The 21,966-nt window shown below is 60.8% G+C and carries 20 protein-coding genes; 7 read left to right on the top strand and 13 right to left on the bottom strand.

Features of this window, described 5'->3' with window-relative positions; genetic code table 11:
• The first annotated feature begins 112 nt into the window (after nt 1-112).
• Entirely contained in the window at nt 113-769 is a 657-nt protein-coding gene (locus DOM27_RS13355) for a TetR/AcrR family transcriptional regulator (RefSeq protein WP_110656551.1), read from the top strand.
• On the opposite strand, the gene DOM27_RS13350 is transcribed toward DOM27_RS13355, so the two are convergent.
• From DOM27_RS13350 to DOM27_RS13340, 3 genes are read right to left on the bottom strand one after another with little or no spacing between them, the layout of a single operon-like run.
• Nucleotides 755-2,986 (bottom strand): xanthine dehydrogenase family protein molybdopterin-binding subunit, encoded by a 2,232-nt coding sequence (locus DOM27_RS13350; RefSeq protein ID WP_110656550.1) that lies wholly within the window; start codon nt 2,984-2,986, stop codon nt 755-757. The genes DOM27_RS13355 and DOM27_RS13350 overlap by 15 nt on opposite strands.
• Nucleotides 2,983-3,993 carry an FAD binding domain-containing protein gene (locus tag DOM27_RS13345; RefSeq protein ID WP_110656549.1) on the bottom strand — a complete coding sequence of 337 codons (1,011 nt, stop codon included), beginning with the start codon at nt 3,991-3,993 and terminating at the stop codon, nt 2,983-2,985. Before DOM27_RS13345 ends, DOM27_RS13350 begins: the two co-directional genes overlap by 4 nt.
• Nucleotides 3,990-4,535, bottom strand: a complete 546-nt coding sequence (locus DOM27_RS13340) for a (2Fe-2S)-binding protein (RefSeq protein ID WP_110656548.1) — start codon at nt 4,533-4,535, stop codon at nt 3,990-3,992. The genes DOM27_RS13345 and DOM27_RS13340 overlap by 4 nt, the downstream gene beginning before the upstream one ends.
• 367 nt (nt 4,536-4,902) lie before the next feature.
• Here DOM27_RS13340 and DOM27_RS13335 point away from each other — a divergent pair, with 367 nt between their 5' ends.
• The gene (locus DOM27_RS13335) at nt 4,903-6,621 is read left to right on the top strand and encodes a Na+/H+ antiporter (RefSeq protein WP_110656547.1); all 1,719 of its coding nucleotides are present in this window, start codon (nt 4,903-4,905) and stop codon (nt 6,619-6,621) included.
• Between the two features lie 39 nt (nt 6,622-6,660).
• Nucleotides 6,661-7,146: a DUF302 domain-containing protein gene (locus tag DOM27_RS13330; protein ID WP_110656546.1), complete on the top strand. Its 486-nt coding sequence runs from the start codon at nt 6,661-6,663 to the stop codon at nt 7,144-7,146.
• 38 nt (nt 7,147-7,184) lie between these two features.
• Here the strand turns inward: DOM27_RS13330 and DOM27_RS13325 are convergent, their stop codons facing one another.
• The 5 genes from DOM27_RS13325 to DOM27_RS13305 are packed head-to-tail and all read right to left on the bottom strand — an operon-like array spanning nt 7,185 to nt 11,735.
• Nucleotides 7,185-7,928: an SDR family NAD(P)-dependent oxidoreductase gene (locus DOM27_RS13325; protein WP_110656545.1), complete on the bottom strand. Its 744-nt coding sequence runs from the start codon at nt 7,926-7,928 to the stop codon at nt 7,185-7,187.
• 46 nt (nt 7,929-7,974) lie between these two features.
• Complete coding sequence (locus tag DOM27_RS13320) at nt 7,975-8,409, bottom strand: PCC domain-containing protein (protein WP_223162355.1); 435 nt, start codon at nt 8,407-8,409, stop codon at nt 7,975-7,977.
• 1 nt (nt 8,410) lies between these two features.
• Nucleotides 8,411-8,956: a PPC domain-containing DNA-binding protein gene (locus tag DOM27_RS13315; protein WP_110656544.1), complete on the bottom strand. Its 546-nt coding sequence runs from the start codon at nt 8,954-8,956 to the stop codon at nt 8,411-8,413.
• Entirely contained in the window at nt 8,953-10,569 is a 1,617-nt protein-coding gene (locus DOM27_RS13310; protein ID WP_110656543.1) for an acyl-CoA synthetase, read from the bottom strand. The genes DOM27_RS13315 and DOM27_RS13310 overlap by 4 nt, the downstream gene beginning before the upstream one ends.
• Complete coding sequence (locus DOM27_RS13305) at nt 10,566-11,735, bottom strand: acetyl-CoA acetyltransferase (protein WP_110656542.1); 1,170 nt, start codon at nt 11,733-11,735, stop codon at nt 10,566-10,568. Before DOM27_RS13305 ends, DOM27_RS13310 begins: the two co-directional genes overlap by 4 nt.
• A 140-nt stretch (nt 11,736-11,875) precedes the next feature.
• Here DOM27_RS13305 and DOM27_RS13300 point away from each other — a divergent pair, with 140 nt between their 5' ends.
• The 4 genes from DOM27_RS13300 to DOM27_RS13285 all read left to right on the top strand — a co-directional run bounded on the left by DOM27_RS13300 (nt 11,876) and on the right by DOM27_RS13285 (nt 15,828).
• Nucleotides 11,876-12,664: an IclR family transcriptional regulator gene (locus DOM27_RS13300; protein WP_110656541.1), complete on the top strand. Its 789-nt coding sequence runs from the start codon at nt 11,876-11,878 to the stop codon at nt 12,662-12,664.
• Nucleotides 12,665-12,982: 318 nt separating this feature from the next.
• Nucleotides 12,983-13,990: a DctP family TRAP transporter solute-binding subunit gene (locus DOM27_RS13295; protein WP_223162354.1), complete on the top strand. Its 1,008-nt coding sequence runs from the start codon at nt 12,983-12,985 to the stop codon at nt 13,988-13,990.
• A 42-nt stretch (nt 13,991-14,032) separates the two neighbouring features.
• Nucleotides 14,033-14,506 carry a TRAP transporter small permease gene (locus DOM27_RS13290; RefSeq protein WP_110656540.1) on the top strand — a complete coding sequence of 158 codons (474 nt, stop codon included), beginning with the start codon at nt 14,033-14,035 and terminating at the stop codon, nt 14,504-14,506.
• Nucleotides 14,503-15,828: a TRAP transporter large permease gene (locus DOM27_RS13285; RefSeq protein ID WP_110656539.1), complete on the top strand. Its 1,326-nt coding sequence runs from the start codon at nt 14,503-14,505 to the stop codon at nt 15,826-15,828. Before DOM27_RS13290 ends, DOM27_RS13285 begins: the two co-directional genes overlap by 4 nt.
• Nucleotides 15,829-15,907: 79 nt before the next feature.
• On the opposite strand, the gene DOM27_RS13280 is transcribed toward DOM27_RS13285, so the two are convergent.
• The 5 genes from DOM27_RS13280 to DOM27_RS13260 form a co-directional block, all read right to left on the bottom strand.
• A complete protein-coding gene (locus DOM27_RS13280) occupies nt 15,908-18,163 on the bottom strand; it encodes a xanthine dehydrogenase family protein molybdopterin-binding subunit (protein ID WP_110656538.1) in 2,256 nt (751 codons plus the stop codon).
• A 22-nt stretch (nt 18,164-18,185) separates the two neighbouring features.
• Complete coding sequence (locus tag DOM27_RS13275; RefSeq protein ID WP_110656537.1) at nt 18,186-19,172, bottom strand: FAD binding domain-containing protein; 987 nt, start codon at nt 19,170-19,172, stop codon at nt 18,186-18,188.
• Nucleotides 19,169-19,861: a (2Fe-2S)-binding protein gene (locus DOM27_RS13270; protein ID WP_110657784.1), complete on the bottom strand. Its 693-nt coding sequence runs from the start codon at nt 19,859-19,861 to the stop codon at nt 19,169-19,171. Before DOM27_RS13270 ends, DOM27_RS13275 begins: the two co-directional genes overlap by 4 nt.
• Before the next feature lie 296 nt (nt 19,862-20,157).
• Nucleotides 20,158-21,060, bottom strand: coding sequence for a formylglycine-generating enzyme family protein (locus tag DOM27_RS13265; protein ID WP_223162353.1), 903 nt, complete (start codon nt 21,058-21,060; stop codon nt 20,158-20,160).
• Nucleotides 21,061-21,156: 96 nt separating this feature from the next.
• On the bottom strand, nt 21,157-21,954 hold the full coding sequence (locus DOM27_RS13260; protein WP_188113728.1) for a tetratricopeptide repeat protein: 798 nt from the start codon (nt 21,952-21,954) through the stop codon (nt 21,157-21,159).
• Nucleotides 21,955-21,966 lie beyond the last annotated feature (12 nt).

Below are 21,966 nucleotides of genomic sequence, written 5' to 3'. Positions count from 1 at the left end.
TTTCATGCCAGGGGCGCACACCCCCTCAATGTGTAGTGTAGACTACACTATCTTTAGAAAAACGCCATCACGTCACTGAAAAAGCCAGCCGCGCGGCACACGAGGGAGAGCCATGTCATCGAAAGCCCCCAAGGATTCGCCACCGACGACAGAACGGGGCCGCCAACGTCGCAATGCGTTGCTCGACGCGGCACAACGGCTATTTCTCGAGCATGGCTACGGCCAGGTCAGCGTCAATGACATCGTCGCCCAGGCGGGGGGCTCGTTATCCACCCTCTACCGCCACTTCGGCAACAAGGAAGGCCTGTTTCAGGCGATGATCGAACGCCGTTCGCACCATATCTACGATACCCTGACCGCCGACGGCGTCGATGAACTGCCCATCGAAAACGCACTGCAACGGCTCGGGATCGACTTGCTGATCAAGGTGATGGACGAGGAAACGCTAGGTATCTATCGCGAAGTCGTGGCCGAGAGTCCGCGTCAGCCACAGCTGGCTCGGCTGTTCTTCGACGGCGGCCCGGGCCGCGTCCGGCGCGCCCTGGCGGATTACTTCGACCGCCGAGTCCAGCGGCAGCTCATGCCCGCAGGCGACAGCATCGAACTCGCCGGCATCTTTCTCGGCATGCTGCTGGGCGAGTGGCATCTCATTCGCGTGCTGCAACTGGAATCGCCGCCCTCTCGGGCGGCGATCGAGGATCGGGTGACACGCTGTGTCGACCTTTTCCTGCATGGCGTTCAGGGCTTTCCCTCATCACGACGCCAATAGCGCCTCGATAGTGATCGGCAGATCCCGATAGCGCTTACCGGTGGCATGGTAGATCGCGTTGGCGATCGCTGGCGCCACACCGGTGAGACCGATCTCGCCGACACCGCGGCCCCCGAATTCGTTGTGCTTGAAATCGGGATAGTCGAGCAGTTCGACATCGATGTCCGGCGCATCGGCATGTGTCGGCACGATGTAGTCCGCTACGTTGGCGTTGATCAGTCGTGCGTCGCGCGGATCGTAATCGAGCTTCTCCAGAAGCCCCATGCCGACCCCCATGACGATGCCGCCCTCGACCTGGTTGCGTGCCGTCGGCGGATTGATCGCACGGCCGATGTCGATGCTGGAAACGACTCGGGCCACGCGCACGCGCGAGATCCCGGGATCGATACGAATCTCGACGAAATGCGCGCCGAACGAGCGGAAGCTGTACTCGCTTCTCTCGTTGCCCGGAGCCGCGCTCCCCTTACCGTTGACGCTCGAGAGCTTACTGGCACCGAGAATCTCCGCGAAGCTCACGTGACGCTTGCCATCGGTAAGGCCGCCCCGCTCAACGTCTAGCGAATCGGCGTCACTGCCTTCGAAGGCGCCGCCGCTGCCGACCGCCACTTCCTTGATCGCATCCAGCGCGTCGCGTACCGCGGCGGCCACGGCAGGTAACACCGTGGCTGTCGCCATAGAGCCGCCCGAGAGCGGCCCGGCCGGCAGGCCAGTCTCGCCCAGCTTGACCTCGATACGCGAGAGTTCCGCACCGGTCAGCTCGGCGACGGCCTGCGCCACGATAGTGTAGGTACCGGTGCCGATATCCTGGGTGCCACAGGCAGCGAACAGCGAGCCGTCGGCGCGCAATTCGACCCGCGCCTCGCAGGGCTGGCGCCCGGCGGACCAAGTGCACGACGCCATGCCGTAACCGATGATTTCGTCACCGTCGCGCATCGAACCGACGACGGGATCGCGCTTGTCCCAGCCGAAGCGCTGAGCGGCGCTGGTGAGGCACTCGTCGAGATGCTTGCTCGACCAAGGCAGACCGCTCGCCGGATCCAGCTCGGCGTTATTCTTCAGCCGCAGCTCGACCGGGTCCATGCCCAGCTCGACAGCCAGTTCGTCCATCGCCGTCTCCAGCGCGAAGATGCCCGAGACTTCACCCGGCGCGCGCATCGGACAGGGTGTACCGTGGTTCACTTGGAGCACACGCTGACTGGTCGAAACGTTGTCACAGGCGTAGAAGCTCGGCGTGGCGCTACCGCAGGTATCGACGTACTGGTGCACCAACGATGTTTCGGTGGTGCTGTCGTGAATCACCGAGGTCAGTTTGCCGCTGCGATCGGCACCCAAACGAATGCGCTGACGCGAGGCCGGCCGGTTGCCGCCGCCGGTCATGTCCTGCTGGCGCGGTAGCACGACCTTCACCGGCCGGCCGAGTCGACGTGCCGCCACGGCGGTCGCCACGGCATGGGGCCACATGAAGAGCTTGTTGCCGAAGCCCGAGCCGATGTAGTGCGAGATGACTTCGAGATTTTCCTGAGCAATACCGAAGACGCGCGCCATGGCGTTGCGCTGGAAGAACACCCCCTGGGAAGACTCGTGCACGATCAGCCGCTGTCCATCGTCACGCCACTCCGCCAGCGTGGCGTGCATTTCCATCTGCAGATGGCTCTCGGCAGCGATGTGGTAGGTCGAATCGACCGTTACTTCGGCGCCGCCGAATGCCGCCTCTGGGTCGCCCCGGGATGCACCCGCGCCATCCTGGAGCTCGCCTTCGGCTTCGGTCAGCAACAGGCTGGCGATCGCGCCATCCTCCATCTGGTAGCGGGCTACGACGCGCTGGGCAGCGGCCCGGGACTGTTCGAAAGTTTCCGCCACGACGAGCGCCACGTACTGGCCGTGGTAGTAGATGCGCTCGTCCTCGAACGGCAGCCGCACCTCATTGACCATATCGCCGTGGGCCATGGAGTTGGGAGAGCGATGCAGCGTATCGAAATTGCCGTGGTGAAGGATATCGACCACGCCCGGCATCGAAAGGGCGTCGTCGAGTTCGAGCGATTCGAGCACGCCGTTGGCAATCGTTGCCGGCACCGGATAGCCGTAGAGCATGCCGTCGGCATGCAATTCGCCGGTATACCCGGCGCGCCCGGTCAGCTTGTATTCACCGTCGATTCGCGGCGTGCGCTTTCCGACGACGCGCGGCTTGGTCAATGCGGACTGCGTCAAATCGTTCATGCCTGACCCTCCTGTTCCCCGGTCTGACGAGCGAGACGCGTCGCCTCGCGTAGCGCACGAATGATGGCCTGCCGCGCCAGCGGAATCTTGAATGCGTTGTGTTCGAGTGGCGTGGCATCGCGCAGGGCGATGTCGGCCGCACGTTCGAAGGTCGCCTTCTCGGCGGGTTGGCCGACCAGTGCCGCCTCGGCCTCAGGGCAGCGCCACGGCTTGGTGCCGACGCCGCCGAGCGCGACTCGGGCCTCGCCGATCATCTCGCCATCCAGTGACAGCTGCGCCGCCGTCGATGCCAGAGCAAATTCGTAAGACGCCCGGTCCCGCAGCTTGAGGTAGTAAGATCCGGCCGGTACCAGCGGCGCGTCTAGCGTGATGGCAGTAATCAGCTCTCCATCGCCGAGGTCATGCTCGATATGCGGCGTATCACCAGGTAGACGATGAAAGTCCTCGAACGCCACTTCACGCTCCCCGTCGGGGCCACTCAGCGTCATCGTTGCGCCGATGGCGGCGATCGCCACGCACATATCCGAGGGATGCACCGCGATACAGGCCTCGCTGCCGCCCAACACCGCATTCAGGCGATTGAGGCCATGACGGGCGTCGCACCCGCTTCCCGGTTCGCGCCGATTGCAGGCCGCGGCGGGATCGCGATAGTAGGGGCAGCGGGTGCGCTGCATCACGTTGCCGGCCGTGGTCGCCATGTTGCGCAACTGGGTCGAGGCGCCTGCCAGCAGGGCCTGAGACAGCACCGGATAGTGCTGCTTGATCTCGGGATGGTGGGCCAGGTCGGTATTGGTCACCAGCGCGCCAATCTTGAGCCGGCCGTCATCGAGCCACTCGACGCTCTTGAGCGGCAGCGCGTTGATGTCGACCAGTTCACTCGGTCGCAGAACGTCGAGCTTGACCAGGTCCAATAGGGTGGTGCCACCGGCGACGAAGGCCGCGTCGGGCGTCGTTCGATGCGCGGCATGTTCGACGCTGTCAGCGCGGGAATAGGCAAAAGTTCTCATGCCACACCCTCCTTGCGCGCCGCAGTGGCGTCGTGGCCCAACTGCACCCGAGCCTGCTGGATCGCCTCGAGGATGTTCTTGTAGGCGCCGCAACGACAGATATTGCCGCTCATGGCCTCCTTGACCGAGGCGTCGTCGGTGCCGATACGGTCGTCCTCGAGCATCGCCGAGGCCGACATCATCTGTCCCGGGGTGCAATAACCGCACTGGTAGGCATCACATTCGAGAAAGCTTTGCTGGACCGGGTGGAGTTCGCCGTCTCGCGCCAACCCCTCGATCGTGGTGACGTGCTGCCCCTCGCACATGACCGCCAGGCGAAGGCACGAATTCATCGCCTGACCATCGATCTGTACGGTACAAGCGCCACATTGACCGTGGTCGCAGCCTTTCTTGGTGCCGCCGAGCCCGAGCTGCTCGCGCAAGACATCAAGCAGCACAGCGTTGGGGGCCACCTGCAACGTTCGTGGCTCGCCGTTGAGTGTCAGGTTTACCGACAGCGTCTCCGAAAACGCCGTCCGGGAATGCGCGGAATCATCCATCATGCCGGCTCCTCATCAGGAATCTGAAACCGTGACGGTTCGGCGCGTCACTGCGCCTTGCCACGGTTCGTTGTCTGGTGCGATAGACCCGCGAGGTATCTCGAGAGGCGTTCTTGCACGATCATCAAATCCGGTATCAGGAACGGACCGCCGATCATCGAGCCACTCGCAGGCCAAAGAATATGCATATCGTCACGGAATCAGACGACTGGCGTTGTCAGGACGCCAAGCTCGCCTATCGACAACAGCATAGACACCCGGCCTCGATCCCGCTCGGCGGGAGGCCAAGAAATTTTGTCGCACCCGCTCCCAACGAGTTCGACTTCCGCTAAGCTCGTCGGCCAATGACTTCAACCGGTTGATCGGGTCGATGAATACGCTGCTCCTGGTTCTGATTCTGCTGCTGGTCGCTTCGGCGACCGGCGTCATCACACGATTCGTCCCCGCGCTGCCGACACCGTTGATACAGATCTTTCTCGGCGCCTTGCTGGCATGGCCTGCCTCGGGTCTGCATGTCGAACTCGAGCCGGAGATCTTCCTGCTACTCTTCATCGCCCCGCTACTGTTCGCCGATGCCCGACGCTTTCCCCAACGCGAGTTCATGATTCTGCGCGGGCCCATTCTGACGCTGGCACTGGGGCTGGTGCTGTTCACCGTGGTCGGCGTCGGCTACTTCATTCACGTGCTGCTTCCGGCGCTGCCGCTGGCGATCTGCTTCGCGCTAGCGGCGATTCTGTCGCCCACCGATGCGGTGGCGGTGTCGTCGATATCCGGGCGCTTGCCGGTACCGCCTCGGCTGATGCGAATTCTCGAGGGGGAGTCGCTGATGAACGACGCCTCGGGTCTGGTCGCGTTCAAGTTCGCCGTCGCGGCAGCGCTGACCGGCACGTTCTCGTTGACCGACGCCGCGGGGGGATTCCTGCTGATCTCGATCGGCGGCCTGGCCGTGGGCGGCCTACTGGCTTTGGGCTTCAATTTCCTGCGCACGCGGCTGATCGAGCGACACCTGGGCGATGCCACCACCGTCCAGGTCATTCTGCTGGTGCTACTGCTACCTTTCGCGGCCTATCTACTGGCCGAGCATTTGGGCATGTCCGGCATCCTTTCGGCCGTGGCTGCCGGCATGGTCATGAACCGCGCCGATATCAAACGCGTCGGCCAGTTGCATGCTCGCATGCAGACCCAGAGCGTTTGGGAAATGCTCGAATTCATACTCAACGCGCTGGTCTTCCTGCTGCTGGGCTTCCAGCTGCCGGCGATCATCAGCGGGGCGCTGGATCACTCGCTGCACGACGTCGGCGATTTCGAATTTCTGCGTCTGCTGGGCTATGTCGCGGCGATCTCGATTGCTCTGCTCGCCTCGCGCTTCTTCTGGATCTGGCTCGCCAGCGCCACGGGACGTGGGCTGTCAAGATTGATGGCCGTTCTCAAGCGCCAGCCACGCCTTCCCGCACCGGGAAGCACCGGGCGCGTGCCGATGAAACTGATGCTGGCAGCAACCCTTGCCGGCATTCGTGGCACCATCACGCTCGCCGCCGCCATGTCTCTGCCGCAGATCATGGCGGACGGCACCCCGTTCCCCGGCCGTGAGCTGCTGATCTTTCTCGCAACCGGCGTCATTCTGTTCACTCTGGTCACCGGTAGCGTCGGGTTGCCGCTCGTCCTGCGCAACCTCAAGATTCCCGCCGACACTCATGAGTTCGAGGAAGAGCGCAAGGCGCGCATCGCCGGCGCCGAGGCAGCGATCTACCATATCGAGCGTTATCATCATGATCGGACGGGCGAGTTCGCGCGCAACAAGACCAATGACGAAACGATCCTGGCCTTCAACGACATCAGTTCACAGTTGATGAGCTACTATCGCGAACGTCTAACGTTGCACTCGGCCGACACGGCGATGCCCCAGCTTGCCGCCTCGCGCCAACTGGAGCGAGAGACTCGTCTGGAAGCCCTGCGCGCCGAGCGCCGGGCGTACTACAAACTGCGCCAACGTGATCACATCAACGACAGCGTTCTGCGAAAACTGGTCCGCGAGGTCGATCTGGCCGAAGCCGCGCTGACCGGCGATCAGGGCGCCGCACATCACTGACCGACATCATCGATCGACATCACAGCCCCGGAGATCCGAATGCCCCGTTTGCTTACTCATACGACACGGTTCGCCCTGCTCGCCGTCGCTTTCCTGAGCCTCGCCGGGACCGCCCTGGCGCAGGAACCGGCCACCTCAGTGCCCGGTCTCATCGCCGCCAGGAGCGACGCAAGCGTCCACGATACGGCGTCTCGTTTCGCCGAACAGGCCCGCACCAGCGGCATGACCGTGTTCGCCCGTGTCGATCATCGCCAGGGCGCGATGTCGCGCAGCATGGCGCTGCTGCCCAACGAAGTGATCATCTTCGGTGACCCCAAGGGCGGCACCCCGCTGATCCAGTGCGCGCAGAGCATCGGCATCGATATGCCGATGAAGGCTTTGATATGGCAGGACGACGATGGTCAGACCTGGCTCGGCTACAACGATCCGGCATGGATCGCCGAGCGTCATGGCGCCGCCGACTGCCCCGCCGTCAAACCGTTGCAGCAGACCATGCAAACCTTGGTGAAGGCGACACTCGACTAATCCGTCGCCGGCTTCCGCATCATCCTGGCCACGGCGAACTATGCCCTCAGGCCTGCGCTGATGAAGCCACCGTCGACGGCGAGCACTTGGCCAGTGACATAGGCAGCGTCGTCCGAGAGAAGAAAGGCAACCACATTGGCGACTTCCGTGGGCGTGCCGTAGCGATTCAGCGGCACCCTGTCGTGCCACTGGGCTCGCACGTCGTCGGTATGCATGGCCTGCGCCAAAGGCGTATCGATCGGACCCGGCGCCACGGAATTGATCCGAATGCCGCTGGCGCCCAACTCACACGCCATGACGCGCGTCAGCGCATCCTGACCGGCTTTTGATGCCCCGTAGGCGCTGCGTCCCTTGCTGCCGCAAAGCCCCGACACCGACGAGATATTGACGATGCTGCCGGTGAGGTCGCGCTGCGTCCAGTATCGAGCCAGCTCACGCGATACCACGAAGGAACCGACGACGTTAACGTCGAGAATCTTGCGAAACTCGCTCACTTCCGTCTCGATGGCGGGCCGGTCCAGACCGATACCGGCACAGTTGACGACACCTGACAGACGGTAATGCGCCGACATCGACCCAATGGCAGCTTCGACGCTGGCTTCGTCGGTGACATCGCAGGCGACGCCGTTGCGCAGTGGCACGTCCAGTTCGGCGCACGCCTGAGCCAATCCGGTTTCAGAGCAGTCCAGCAGACAGACACTCCAGCCTCGATCCTTCAGCGTTTTCGCCACCGCCAATCCGATACCGGATGCGCCACCGGTTATTACGACTGCATTTTGCATAGCGTTATCCTTGTTGATCCTCTGGCCCGGCAAATAGCGTTCGAACTCAGGCCGAAGCCTCGTCCTCGGGAATCCACTCTTCCAGCGTCACTTCGAAGGTCATGCAGACAGGATTCCAGCCGGCCAGGAAAGGGCCGCCATAGACGTTGCCATCGGTGTCCGCGACGATGCCCGCCAACGAGGCGACGGGCACGCCGTCCGCACCCGAACGGACTTCTCCGGCAATACTGACCACCTCGACGGCAGGACCCGAAATCTGCTGGTAGCTACCGTCGCGACAGCCCAGGCTGGCATCGACAAGGCTCCCCAACCCGCCTCGCACGAAGGCATTTCGAAAACCCTCGGCCAGACACATCTTTTCGACGCCCTGAACCAGATCCTCATTCGGTGCAATGCGGGCATAGGCGACGCGCCCCATGCGTCCCGACTCTGTGGTCACGACTCGGGTAGTCACGACCTTGGCAGTTTCTGCGTTCGACATGTCACGACTCCTTGAAAGGCTTCAACAAGGGAATGTTGGTTTCATCATCAAACGCCTGGCGCAATTCGAATCCTTCCAGCGCCGTCACCAGAACGGATATCGGCGTGGCACCGATGATCGAGGCTTGAGGCACGATATGGCCGCCCTTGACACCGCCATCTGCAACACGAACGGAGGCGTGGCAATGCACTAGGGGCCGCCCTTCCATATCCTTGCCCAACGTGGCGTTGCCAAACACCATGAACGACGCGCCAGCATCAATGGGCCTGGAATAGGCAATGACGGCATTGCCGGTCGGATCAGGCGGCGCGACACAGTACTCGAGGTGCTCGAAATACCCACCCAGAATGGTGGTCGAGGCGCTGGTCACTCCGATATCTCGCAGTGGCTCGACCAACGCGTCATAAAGCGAGCGTCCCGGTTGAAGAAGTAGTCGAATATGGCGGCCGCTTTGATAGTGCATACTCTGGATACGCACCGGGCTGAAGCGACCGACATGGCGCAGCATTCGGGGGCGATGATATCCGGACTGCAGCGTGCGGCTCATGGCCGTGCCTCCCGTTCCTCGATCGCCTGCCTGATGATCTTCTTGGTGATCTTGCCGTAGTTGGATTTCGGCAACGTCTCGAAGAAGTGATAGCGTCGGGGCACCTTGTAACCCGAGACACGTTCCTTGACCCATGCCTGCAACGCTTCGGCGTCCAACTGCCGTCCCTCAATCGGGACCACCGCTGCCACACCGATCTCGCCCCATCGCTCGTCCGGCATGCCGACGATCGCCACTTCGCGGATTTCGGGATGGGTCAGCATCTTTTCCTCGATTTCCCGGGGATAAATGTTCGAGCCTCCCGAAATGAACATGTCGGAGGCACGCCCGGTAATGAAGAGGAAGCCCTCTTCATCGAGATGCCCCAGGTCCCCGGTGCGGAACCAGCCATTGCGAAACGACTTCGCATTGGCATCGGGGTTGGCGTAATACCCGGCGAAGACGCCCAGGCCACAGACGCAGATCTCGCCCGTTGCATGCGGCGGCAATTCCTGGCCTTCGTCGTCCTGCACCGACACTTGCATCGCGGTTCTGTCATAACCGCAGGTGCCAACCTTGAAGTCACCGTCATCATCGGCGCTATGGAGACTCGGCGGCAGCACGGTAATGTTGCCGGTCACCTCACCCAGGCCGTAATACTGCACAAGGACTTTGCCGAGCCGCTCCAGCGCACGCTTCTGATCGGCGCGGTACATGGGCGCGCCGGCGTAGATGATGTAGCGCAACGACGAATGGTCGTAGCGATCGCTGGCGGGATCCTCGACCAGCATCTTGACGATGGTCGGCACGGTAAACAGGTTGGTGATTCGGTGGCTCTCGACCAGCTCCCAGATCTCATCGGCGTCGAATCCGTTGGATGCCGGCAATACGGTTTTGACCCCGCGCGCCAGTTGCGTCAGATAATGAATGCCCGAACCGTGAGACAGCGGTGCAACGACCAGACTGGCGTCGGTGGCCTGATCCGTACCGGGCATGAGATCGCAGAGATGGTTGGTGGTGATGAACCCCATTTGTCCGTGGGTCAGCACCGCCGCCTTCGACTTGCCCGTCGTTCCCGAGGTAAAGAAGAACCAGCAGGGGTCATCGTGTTCTACATCGGCGTTGACGCAAGTCTGGCCTTCGTATTCCCGCAGGAAGTCTTCGTAGGCCGCATCGCCGAACGCCGCATCGCCGATTCGCACGGTGAAGGAGAGTTTCTCATCGATCTCGCGGATGGCCTGGTAATGGTGCTCGAACTCCGACCCGATGACGAGAACCTTGGCTTCAGTCAACTCGGCGAGCCACTGTGCTTCATCGGGAGAAATTCGAAAATTGGCCGGCGCCCACACAGCGCCCAGCCGAAAGGCGGCCAGTTGGGTCTCCACCATTTCGAAACCATTGCGGCTATGAACCAGAAGCCGATCCCCTTTGTGCAAGCCTTGCGCTCGCAGCGCCAATGCCAACGCACTGACACGTTGATCCAGCTCGCGCCACGAAAGGCTGGCGTCGCCCATCACCAGCGCGGGTGAATCGGGATAGCGCCGTCTGACCTGGTTCAGAAAGTTGGCCAGGTTCATGACCCGCTTGCTGACCGGCGCCACTCCCCCTGCCGGCACCCGAATCGTCTCACTCATCGGCTGCGCTCCATGATGCTGACGTAGTTCGCCACGGCGGCACCGCCCATGTTGAAGACCCCAGCCAGATTGGCACTGGGGATCTGCATGTCGCCGGCCTCTCCCATCAGCTGCAGGCAAGCCATCACGTGCATCGAGACCCCGGTGGCGCCTACCGGATGCCCCTTCGCCTTGAGTCCGCCAGAAGGGTTCACCGGCAAGCGGCCATCCTTGTCGGTCCAGCCTTCACGGATCGCACGGTAGCCCTCTCCAGGTGCCGTCAATCCCATGGCTTCGTACTCGATCAGCTCGGCAATCGTGAAACAGTCGTGAGTCTCCACGAGATCGAGATCGTCCAGCGATACTCGAGCGCTTTCCAGCGCCGAGCGCCAGGCGCCAGCTGCGCCCGCAAAGGCCAACGGATCGCGCCGACTCAGCGCCATGATGTCGTTTCTTTGCACGCGAGAGCGGAAGGCGATGGCCCGTTCCAGCGTCTTCGCGGTGTCCTCGTCGGCAAGCAGAATCGCCGCGGCGCCGTCGGAGACCATGGAACAGTCCGTGCGCCTCAAAGGCCCCGCCACGAGCGGATTCCTGTCACTGACGGTGTTGCAAAAATCGAAGCCCAGATCCTTTCTGACGTGGGCCAGAGGATTGGCAACACCGTTGCGATGGTTCTTGGCGGCAATCAGCGCCAGCTCTTCGCGTCGGTCGCCATAACGACGAAAATACTCATCGGCGATACCTGCAAAGACGCCTGGAAATCCGCCTTCGACCCTCTCTTCCTTGCGATAACTCGCACCCAGCAAGACATCACCGACTTCTGAGGTCGGCAGCGAAGTCATTTTCTCCGCACCCACGACCAGAGCGATTTTTCCTCGCCCCGCTTCAATGAAATCCAGTCCCGCATGCAAGGCGGCAGACCCGGTGGCACAAGCATTCTCCAGCCGCGTCGCCGGTGTATGCATGAGATTTTCATCCGCCATCGCTACCAGCGCTGCCTGGAAGTCCTGTTTCGAAAACCCGTTGTTCATGACACCTAGATAAATGGCATCGACATCGGCTGCCGGTATCCCTGCGTGTCCCAACGCGTCTTTTACCACCTGTCCGATCATGGCTTCCGTATCAGGCTCCGAGCGCTTGCCAAAAGGCAGATGCGACCAACCGACTATTCTAGCTTGAGTTGACATCTAGACTCCTTATTCCATAATACGGAATATAAAAAGAATGCTAGGTATCAAGCTATGCGAGGCTAAAAAAGGTATCAACACGAATAACGCCCATCTCGACTAAATTACTAGGCCACAATATGGAATACCGGAAACTTCCTATGAAAGCTTCTCCCATCAAAGGCGCTCAGTCCGTTTCGAGAACTCTGCAGGTGCTGCGGGCCATCGCAGGTCAACTCGGCCGGGGCGTTTCGCTCGCCTATATCACCCAGCAAACTGAACTGACCAAACCGACAGCTCATCGCCTGTTACAGGCACTCATGGCAGAAGGCATGGTCGTCAGGTCGGAAGAGGAAGGGTATTTTCTGGGGCCGGAATGTTATGCCTTGGGCGTCATTGCCGATCAGCGCTACGGATTGAGTCGCATTGCTTCAATGCCGGTGAAAAGAATTGCCGAGGAATGCGGCGACAGCGCCTTCTTCTCGCTGCGTAGCGAGTGGCACTCGATCTGCCTGATCAGAGAAGACGGCAACTACCCCATCAAGACCCATGTATTGCAGCCCGGAACTCGCCTCCCCCTAGGCGTTGGCGGTGGCGGCATCGCCATGCTGGCAGCGCTAGACGATGACGAGATCGAGCACTGCCTGGACGCCAACGCCGAAGAATGCGCGACCCACTTCCCTCACGACCAGCGAAACGACCTTTTGCCACGTGTCGCGGAATGCCGGGCACTGGGCTACGGGATCAACCGCGGCTCCGTCGTCTCAGGGTCCTGGGGCGTAGGCGCCGTCGTCAGGGACGAAGCGGATCGGGTCATTGGCTCACTGTCCATTGCCGCGATCGATAGCCGTTTGCAGCCGGATCGGCAGCAGAAGTTCGGCCCACTGCTGGTCCGCGAAGCCAAGGCACTCGAGAACACCATTCGGGCTGCCAGAAAAGTCAGAGACTGAACCCCAGAAAGTTGACCATGCCGGAGCGATGGATTTTATCCAAACAAAGTTTCACTATATGAAACAAAATACAGATGTTATGTTCGCCCGAAAAATAGATTTCAAGCGCTCATAAAGAAGACTTTAGTTGAATGCAAGCATCCGAAGTTAAAGATCATCTTAATGATATTAAAGATTAATTTTTAAACATCACCCTAATTCCAGAAACATTTTTTACAACCATTGTCCAATAGTCACCTTCGTTTTTCTCGGCCATTCTCATCATAAGAAAATAAACATTCCACTTTACGGAACAACGATCGCAAGAAAATGGGGAAAATGATGCCTATCATTAAAAAAATACCACTGATCGTCTCTGTGCTGACTGCCGCGATCTCCGTGCCAGCACTCGCGGATACGTATCGGCTGACTCATAACACCTCCGACGCCACTTCCTGGCAGAAGGGCGCAGAGAAGTTCAACGAACTTCTCAAGCAAGAGTCCGATGGCGATCTTGGCGTTCGAATTTTTCCCAACGCCGTTCTCTCCGGCGGCGACCAGATGAAGCAGTCGGAAATGGTTGGCCGTGGCGATATCGACTTCGTCATCACGTCCGCAATCAATGTCACGCCTCTTATTCCTCAAATGGCAGTCTTTTCCCTGCCTTATCTTTTTTCCAATTATCAGGAAGTCGACAACGCCATTCAGGGCTCTCCTGGCGACAAGATGAAGGATGTCGCCAGGGAACACGGTATCGAAATACTTGCCTGGGGTGAAAACGGGTTTCGGGAACTGACCAATAGCGTCAAACCCGTCGAGAGCCCAGATGATCTCAAAGGGATGAAGATTCGTGTGGCTGGCCCGATGTATATCGATGTCTTCGATGCGCTTGGCGCCAATCCACAGCAGATTCAATGGACCGAGACTTTTTCGGCGCTTCAGCAGGGTGTAGTCGACGGTCAGGAAAACCCCGTCGGATCTATCATTGTCCCGCAGCGTCTGTATGAAGTGCAAAAGTACTTGACCGAATGGCACTACTCTTACGACCCCATTTTCATCGGCGTCAGCGAAGAGCTGTGGACTAGCTGGGATGAAAAGACTCAGCACACCGTTCAGGACGCAGCTGATCAAGCCATGCAGTATCAGATCAATCTGTCTAGAGAGCAGACCAAATCCGGGATCAAGACACTGGAAGACAACGGCATGACCGTAACGACACTGGACGATGACCAACTGCAGAAGTTCCGTGACGCTACCCGCTCGGTCTACGACGCCTGGGGCAAAAAGGTTGGTGAAGAGCTCGTGAGTGATTTCGAGACAGCCGTCGATGACACCCCGTCACAATAGACGCTGAACTATCGGACCGGCGAGCCAAAAGGAAAGGTGGATATGATGCATTTATGGCGCCATCTCGAAGAAGCTGTCTGCGGAACTGTCTTTCTGCTCATGACACTTCTGGGATTCATCAATGTCATGGTCCGTAATCTGTCCAATTACTCGCTGGCTTCGACCCAAGAGCTGGTCATCAACGGCATGGTGCTGCTGACCGTCTTCGGGGCTGCCATTGCGGCCAAAAAAGGCCAGCATCTTGCCGTCACCGTGCTCTACGATATCGCACCACGATCCTGCAAACGCGTGCTCGTCTTGCTCTCGACTTTGCTGATCATTTTCACGCTCGTGCTATGCACCGTTTTCACGGTCAATCTTCTCGATAACCAGTATTCCAGCGGCGTCGTATCCAGTGCGCTACAAATTCCGCAGTGGTACTACACCCTGATCGTTCCTCTTGGTTTCGTCATGCTGATGATCCGCCAGATCGAACTGGCCGTTGCGGAAATCAAGAAGCCGGAGGCACTCTCATGATGGACTGGTCTGCCGGTACTCAGATGATCATTCTGTTTTTCGTCCTTGTCTTGATCAGAGTGCCTGTGGCGTTCAGCCTGGCCCTCTCTGCCATGGCCGCCATGTATCAAATGGGCTTTGGTCTGGACATGGTCGGCGATCTCATCGTTTCGGGGATCGCGAAATATTCATTGCTCGCCATTCCCTTTTTCATCCTCGCCGGCAACATCATGGGCATCACCGGCATTGCTGAAAAAATGATCAATTTCTTTCGTACGCTGGTCGGAGGATTGCCGGGCGGCATGGGGCTCGTCGGCACCGTCGTCTGTCTGTTCTGGGGTGCCGTGAGCGGTTCCGGCCCGGCGTCCGTGGCGGCAATCGGCCCGTTGATCATTCGCGGCATGGTCGCCGATGGCTATTCTCGCGCCTTCTCCGCCGGGCTGGTCTGTACCGGTGCAGCGCTTTCGTTGATCATTCCACCCTCGATTGGCCTGGTGATCTACGGCATTCTCGCCGGCACCTCCATCTCCGATCTGTTTTTGGCAGCCATTGTCCCTGGCCTGATGCTCGGCTGTCTGATGCTATGTGCGCTGCCTTTTGCCAAAATCGTCCCGTCACCGTCCTTGGCTGAAAGCGCGAGCGAAGAAGCGGTTTTTCAACGACATCTCGATACGAATATCGATCTTCCCTACGCAGCTCGGCTGATAAAATCCTTCCGTGAGGCATTTTGGGGATTACTGACCCCGGTGGTCATCCTGGGAGGAATTTACGGAGGGATATTTACGCCAACCGAAGCCGCCATCGTGGCAACGGTTTTCGCCATGTTCGTCGGCTTCTTCATCTACCGCACGCTCACGCCGACCTCCCTGTTTTCCTGCGTTGTCGCGTCCGCCGGATCCTCTGCTGTCGTCATGCTGGTGGTCGCGTTTGCCAGCCTGTTTGGCTGGGTCGTCGTGGTCGACGGACTGGTCAGCGATTATTCGGATGCCTTGCTCAATATCAGCAGCAGCCCATGGGTCGTCGTAATGATGATGTTGATCATCCTGCTGTTGGCCGGCATGTTCATGGACGCCATTACCATCATGTTCATTACCTTGCCGATCTTCCTGCCCGTCATACATCAACTCAATCTGGACCCGACCTGGTTTGGTGTCGCATTGATGACAGCGTTGTCCATCGGGCTGATTACGCCCCCGGTAGGCATCAACTTGTTCGTCGCCGCCAATATCACGAACTTGCCCCTTGGCACGATCGCCAAGGGCGTCGTTCCTTTTCTTGTCGTCTCTCTTATTGGCTTGCTGATCCTTGCCTATATTCCAAGCATTTCGTTGATGTTTCTCTGATATCGTCAAAAAGCCGCGGCCTCTACCTGAGTGTTGGTCAGATAGAGGCCGCGGCTTCGTTGCGCCATAGAGAATCGTGTCAGGCCGTTTTCGCGCGGGGCACGTCGTCCATCAGCTTGTCGAGCGTGATCGGCAATTCGCGGATGCGTTTGCCGGTGGCGTGGTGGACCGCGTTGGCGACGGCCGCGGCGAGACCGGTGATGCCGATTTCGCCGATGCCCCGCGCGCCGTATTCGTTGAACGCCAGATCCGGGTAGTCGAGCAGAATCACGTCGACGTCCGGCTGGTCGGCGTGCACGGGCACCACGTACTCGGCGTAGTCGTTGTTGACCGGCCGGGCATTGCGCTCGTCATATTCGGTCGCCTCGAACAGGCCCATGCCGATACCCATGACGACGGCGCCCTCGACCTGATTGCGCGCAGTGGTCTCGTTGATCACCTTCCCCACATCGATCGCGCTGACCACCCGCGCAACGCGCAGGTGCGAGATACCCGGATCCCAGCGCACCTCGACGAAGTGGGCACCGAAGGAGCGATAGGAGTATTTCGAATCTGCACCATCGGTATGTGCCTCGCCGTCGGCACTGCCGTAGCGCCCCGCTGCCAGGATATCGGCAAAGCTCACCTGCTTGCCGTCGGCGTTGCGCAGGCCTCCATCCGCCACTTCCAGATCGTCGCCGGAGGCGCCGGAAAAAGCCCCATTGCTGCCGGTAGCGTAGCCCTTCATCTCACTGAGCGCCTTGCGCGCCGCGCCGGCAATCGCCGGCAGCGTGGTCGCCGTGGCCCAGGAGCCGCCGGAGACCGGCCCGTCGGGATAGGATGAATCCCCCAGCTTGACGGTGATCTTGTCCAGTGCGATGCCGGTCACGTCACTGACGGCCTGGGCAACGATGGTGTAGGTGCCGGTGCCGATGTCCTGCGTGGCGCAGGAGGCGAACGCGGTGCCATCGGCGCGAATCGAGACGCGAGCATCGCAGGCCATCTTGAGCGCTTCCCAGTTGCATGCTGCCATGCCGTAACCGACGATCTCGCGACCCTCCTTCATGCTGCCGATGTCGGGGATGCGGTCTGCCCAACCGAAACGTTCGGCGCCTTGCTTCGTCGCCTCGACGATATGGTTGCTCGAGAAATCCAGGTCTTTGCTTTCGTCGCGTTCGGCATAGTTATCGAGCCGGAACTGCACGGGATCGGCACCTACGGCCAATGCCATCTCATCGATGGCCGACTCCAGCGCGAACAACCCCGGCGCGGCCCCCGGCGCTCGCATCGAGGTCGGCGTACCGCGATTCACCTGCGTGGTTTCATGGCTGACGGTCAGGTTCGGGCAGCTGTAGAGACTCTTGGTCACACTGCCGCAGGTCTCGACGTACTGATCAGTGTAGGACGTGGTGTTGATCGCCTCGTGACGCAGCGACACCAGTTTGCCGTTGGCGTCCGTGGCCAGACGTAGTCGCTGCCGGGTTTCCGGGCGGTGCCCGACGGTGGTGAACATCTGCTGGCGCGGCACGACGACCTGAACGGGACGCCCGAGTTCACGTGACGCTGCCGCCGTGGCGATGGCATGCGGCCAGGTCCACAATTTGCCGCCGAAGCCGGAACCGATGTACGGCGCATGAACGGTGATCCGCTCCGGCGGCATGGCGAATATCTTGGAGAGCGCGTTGCGCGCCACCACCACGCCCTGAGACGCATCGAAGATCGTCAGATCGCCATTATCCCACCATGCAGTGGAGGCATGCATTTCCATCGGGTTGTGGGTCTCTACCGGCGTACGGTAGGTCGCATCGATGGTGGTCGCCGCGCCGTCGAAGGCGGAAGGTGCATCGCCACGATCATGATTGCCGCTACCCGCCTGGGTGCCGTTGGCCTCGACGCCCTGGTCCAGATTGGCCACGGCCTTGTCGGTCGAGTAAGTCACCTTGACCCGGCGAGCCGCGGCCCGCGCGTTCTCGAAGGTGTCGGCGACGACCAGCGCCACGAACTGGCCTTCGTAGTAGACGCGCTCGTCCTCGAACGGCAGCCGTGTCTCTTCGACCTTGTTGCCGTCGGCAAAGCTCGACGGCGTGTGATACAGCGTCGGGAAGTGGCCATGATGGAAGATGTCGATCACTCCCGGCATCTTGCGAGCCTCGTCGACGCTCAATTTTGAGATCTTGCCACTGGCCACGGTGCTGAAGACGCCATAACCGTAGGCCAGATTGGATGGCAGATTGTCGGCGGCATAGTTGGCACGGCCCGATAGCTTGTCCGGTCCGTCGATACGGGGCACGCCCGCGCCGATGATGTGGCGCTTGTCACCGCTCTTTTTTTCGCTCTTTTTTTCATTGTCGCTCATGTTCGGTTCTCCTCGCGGGCGATCAGGCGGCGGTCAGATCGGAAAGATTGCGCACGATGGCCTGCTGGCCGAGCGGAATCTTGTAGCCGTTGTGGGCGTAGGCAATGGCGTTCTCGAACGCCAGCTTGGCGGCCTCGGCGAACAGCTTCTCGCTCGCCGGCCTGCCCTTGAGCGCCGCCTCCACTTCCGGGGCGCGCCAGGGTTTGGTGCCCACGCCGCCCATCGCGACTCGCGCCTCGCGGATGGTGTTGCCATCCATCTGTACGATCACCGCGCTGGAGGCAAGCGCGAACTGATAGGACTGACGATCACGCAGCTTGAGATAGGCCGATCGGCTGCCCTCGAGCGGCGCGTCGAGAATGACGTGGGTAATCAACTCGCCCGGTTCCAGCGCATGCTCTCGCGCCGGCGTGTCGCCGGGCAGCAGGTGGAAGTCGGCGAAGTCGATCTCGCGGGCGCCCTCGGGCCCCTGCACTTCCACCGTGGCGCCGATGGCGATCATTGCCACGCACATGTCCGATGGGTGCGACGCAATGCAGTCGTCGCTGGTACCGAGCACCGCGTGAACGCTGCGATTGACGCCGCCGATGGCCGCACAGCCGCTACCGGGCTCGCGCTTGTTGCAGTCGGAGACACCATCGCGGAAATAGGGACAGCGCACCCGCTGCATCACGTTGCCGCCGGTGGTTGCCTTGTTGCGCAGCTGGGTCGAGGCACCGGCCAGCAACGCCTGAGACAGAACCGCGTAATCGTCGACGACCCGCTGATCGCGGGCCAGCGCGGTGTTGGTCACCATCGCGCCGATGCGTAGACGGCCGTCGTCGAGGCGCTCGATCTTGTCGAGAGCGACGCCGTTGATGTCGACGATCTTGTGCGGCTGCATGACGTCGAGCTTGACCAGATCCAGTAGCGTGGTGCCACCGGCCAGGAAAGAAACCTCGCGGTCCGATCCGTGAGCGGCGACCGCCTGTTGCGCGCTGCCTGCGCGAGCGTAATCGAAATGTCTCATGCGTTGCCTCCCTTCACGGCGCCTCGAGCGGACTGGATGGCCGCGACGATGTTCTTGTAGGCCCCGCAGCGGCAGATATTGCCGCTCATCGCTTCGCGTACGTCCGCGTCGCTCTTGCCGATCGCATCGTCCTGCAGGATCGCCACGGCGCTCATCATCTGCCCTGCCGTGCAGTAACCGCACTGATAGGCATCGTGCTCGAGAAACGCCTGCTGAATGGGGTGCTGCTGGCCGTTTTTCTCCAGCCCTTCGACGGTGGTTATCTCATCGCCGTCATGCGTCACCGCCAGGCTCAGACATGAGTTGATCGCCGTACCGTTGACCAGAATCGTGCACGCGCCGCACTGGCCGTGATCGCAGCCTTTCTTGGTGCCGGTGAGCTTGAGCCCGTGGCGCAATGCATCGAGAAGAATCACGTTGGGCGTCACGTCCAGCTGTTGTCGCTGGCCGTTGATCACCAGCGTGATGCGCTGCTTGCCCTCGGCGGGCGGTGCATCGGCCTGGGTCTCCGGCTGGTCCGGCGAACCGGCGTAGCTTACCTGGGAGAGCGCCGGCGCCGCCGCCACGGCCAACCCGGAAATGCCGGCGGTCTGCAGAAAGCGACGGCGCCCCGGAGAGCTGGGTCGTGACTGCCCCTGCGACGGGTCGTAAGTCTCTACATCAGCCGATAAACGGTCTTTATCGTCCATGCCATTGTCCTCATCAATTTCCACTCGATCGTTCTTGTTATTCATATCGGTGTTTTTCGTTTTGGAGTGCTTCGTATCGGAAGACGCCTCGGCGAATGCAAGGCGATCAGTCGGCGAGAGTTCGCCAAGGGCGAGTCATCGAGCAGGTCCTGCCGTGTCAGGCGGCATGGCTCCCACTCAACCTGGATCTACTCAACTTAGGAGAGGGCGCGAGGCCGCGCAAAGTGACAGGGCGAATTCAGGAGTAATCCGCCGCGATCCAAGAGGAATGAGCATGGGGGCACATGAAGGGCCATCTACCGCCTCACACAGCGAAATCCGATATGCGAGGTCGCTTCATCGAGCGGCTGCGGGTGCCGGGAGGCCGGTCGATAACGTTGGCAGTACTCCGGGGCGCAGAGATGAGAACCGCCTTTCAACACTTTGAGATTGGCCGCCGGATCGTCCGCCCTGGGGCTACTGCTGCAGCAGGTCCTGGCGGGCTGTTCGCGCCGGTGGTAAGGATCTTTCGTCCACTCCCAGACATTGCCAATCATGTCGTAGAGCCCAAAACCATTGGGCGGATAGCTGCCCACCGGCGCAGTTCGTTCCAGCCCAGGCGGAGCGTCGTTACGCCACGGAAATTCCCCCTCCCAGGTCTTGGCGAGGCGCTTGCCACCGGGATGCAGCTCGTCGCCCCAGGCGAATTCCCTGCCTTCCAGCCCGCCACGCGCGGCAAATTCCCACTCCGCTTCGGTCGGCAGATCCATTCCCACCCATTCGGCGTAGGCCATGGCGTCGTTGAAGCTGACCTGGGTCACAGGGTGCTTGGCGATCCCCTTGAGCGACTTGCCCTTGCCCAACGGGTGGCGCCAGCTGGCTCCCGGAGTGAACTGCCACCACTGGAAGTGGTTGTTGAGCGGCACCGGGCCGGTTGTCGGCGTGAATACCGCCGCGCCGGGCAGCAGCAGCGTCGGGTCGGCCCCAGGGAATCGCTTCGGATCGGCCGCCTTCTCGGCATCGGAAACATAACCGGTGGCATCGACGAAACGCCGATATTCACCGTACGTCACGGGCAGGACATCGATCTCGAAGGCACCCACGGTCACATCGCGACACGGCCCCTCTTCGGGATAGAAAGCTTCCGAACCCATGCGGAAAGTGCCGCCTTCGAGAGCGACCATGGAAGCAGCGGCGTGCTTGTTGCGTTGCTTTGCCATCAAACCGAATCCTCATTCAGAAAAGCGGACACTGATCGAACCGGGCTCTTCATCAAACCGAAATCTCGTCGAACAGAAATCTCGATCGACCCTGACTCACTGCGGCATCTGACCTTTGAGTTGCTGCTCGAGCCTGCCGAGCTGCGGGTCATCCGGTGCAATACGACGCAACTTCTCCATCACCGCCAAGGCCCGGTTGACGTTGCCCTGGGTGGCATTCAGGTAGACCGCGGCGTACAGCAGATCCGGCGACTCGGGCGCCAGATAGAGCCCTTTATGTAAAGCATCAAGCGCCTTTTCCTTTTGCCCTAGGCGATCGAGCAGCAGCGCTTGATTGTAATAGGTGCGCACATGGCCGGGTCGCCATTCGGCATCCCGATTCAACCAATCGAGCGCCGGCTCGAACTCGCCCTGCTCGGCCAGCGACAGCGCCAACAGATAGGCCAGATGACCGCGATCGGCAGGCCGTGTATCGGGTAGCTCCAGTCCGGTTTCCAGAAGCTGCCGGGACGCGTCGTCATCTCCCGCACGGCTGTAGAGCGTCACCAGATTGACTCTGGCCGGCAGGTAGTAGGGATCCAGCGCCAGCGCCTCCCGATACAGACCGATGGCTTCTGCCCGCTGGCCGGCCTGCTGGAGCGAGTTGGCGCGATCCACGAGCGGTGCCGCGGGGCTTGCTTCACCAGGACTATCTTCATCCGGAATAGCTTCATCCGAGCCCTCTCCGTCGACCCCGGTTTCTCCTGAGCTCTCTTCCTCGGAACCCGCTTCCCGACAATCGACGCAGCGGCTGTCGGAAAGGGATTCCCGAGTCGCTTCCTTCGGGGCGGCAACTGCGATGGCAGCCGGTGAAAGAAGCAACCATGCCATCATGCCGAACAAGGCTCCCGCCACGATACGGTTCGA

Source organism: Salinicola halimionae, assembly GCF_003206065.1.
In the GTDB taxonomy this organism is placed as follows: domain Bacteria; phylum Pseudomonadota; class Gammaproteobacteria; order Pseudomonadales; family Halomonadaceae; genus Salinicola; species Salinicola halimionae.
This window is presented reverse-complemented; position numbering and strand designations above follow the sequence as displayed.

What these genes read in the sequence shown, in the direction of transcription:
- DOM27_RS13355 (WP_110656551.1), top strand. Translation starts at nt 113, where the DNA reads ATGTCATCGAAAGCCCCCAAGGATTCGCCACCGACGACAGAACGGGGC.
- DOM27_RS13350 (WP_110656550.1), bottom strand. Translation starts at nt 2,986, where the DNA reads ATGAACGATTTGACGCAGTCCGCATTGACCAAGCCGCGCGTCGTCGGA.
- DOM27_RS13345 (WP_110656549.1), bottom strand. Translation starts at nt 3,993, where the DNA reads ATGAGAACTTTTGCCTATTCCCGCGCTGACAGCGTCGAACATGCCGCG.
- DOM27_RS13340 (WP_110656548.1), bottom strand. Translation starts at nt 4,535, where the DNA reads ATGATGGATGATTCCGCGCATTCCCGGACGGCGTTTTCGGAGACGCTG.
- DOM27_RS13335 (WP_110656547.1), top strand. Translation starts at nt 4,903, where the DNA reads ATGAATACGCTGCTCCTGGTTCTGATTCTGCTGCTGGTCGCTTCGGCG.
- DOM27_RS13330 (WP_110656546.1), top strand. Translation starts at nt 6,661, where the DNA reads ATGCCCCGTTTGCTTACTCATACGACACGGTTCGCCCTGCTCGCCGTC.
- DOM27_RS13325 (WP_110656545.1), bottom strand. Translation starts at nt 7,928, where the DNA reads ATGCAAAATGCAGTCGTAATAACCGGTGGCGCATCCGGTATCGGATTG.
- DOM27_RS13320 (WP_223162355.1), bottom strand. Translation starts at nt 8,409, where the DNA reads ATGTCGAACGCAGAAACTGCCAAGGTCGTGACTACCCGAGTCGTGACC.
- DOM27_RS13315 (WP_110656544.1), bottom strand. Translation starts at nt 8,956, where the DNA reads ATGAGCCGCACGCTGCAGTCCGGATATCATCGCCCCCGAATGCTGCGC.
- DOM27_RS13310 (WP_110656543.1), bottom strand. Translation starts at nt 10,569, where the DNA reads ATGAGTGAGACGATTCGGGTGCCGGCAGGGGGAGTGGCGCCGGTCAGC.
- DOM27_RS13305 (WP_110656542.1), bottom strand. Translation starts at nt 11,735, where the DNA reads ATGTCAACTCAAGCTAGAATAGTCGGTTGGTCGCATCTGCCTTTTGGC.
- DOM27_RS13300 (WP_110656541.1), top strand. Translation starts at nt 11,876, where the DNA reads ATGAAAGCTTCTCCCATCAAAGGCGCTCAGTCCGTTTCGAGAACTCTG.
- DOM27_RS13295 (WP_223162354.1), top strand. Translation starts at nt 12,983, where the DNA reads ATGATGCCTATCATTAAAAAAATACCACTGATCGTCTCTGTGCTGACT.
- DOM27_RS13290 (WP_110656540.1), top strand. Translation starts at nt 14,033, where the DNA reads ATGATGCATTTATGGCGCCATCTCGAAGAAGCTGTCTGCGGAACTGTC.
- DOM27_RS13285 (WP_110656539.1), top strand. Translation starts at nt 14,503, where the DNA reads ATGATGGACTGGTCTGCCGGTACTCAGATGATCATTCTGTTTTTCGTC.
- DOM27_RS13280 (WP_110656538.1), bottom strand. Translation starts at nt 18,163, where the DNA reads ATGAGCGACAATGAAAAAAAGAGCGAAAAAAAGAGCGGTGACAAGCGC.
- DOM27_RS13275 (WP_110656537.1), bottom strand. Translation starts at nt 19,172, where the DNA reads ATGAGACATTTCGATTACGCTCGCGCAGGCAGCGCGCAACAGGCGGTC.
- DOM27_RS13270 (WP_110657784.1), bottom strand. Translation starts at nt 19,861, where the DNA reads ATGGACGATAAAGACCGTTTATCGGCTGATGTAGAGACTTACGACCCG.
- DOM27_RS13265 (WP_223162353.1), bottom strand. Translation starts at nt 21,060, where the DNA reads ATGGCAAAGCAACGCAACAAGCACGCCGCTGCTTCCATGGTCGCTCTC.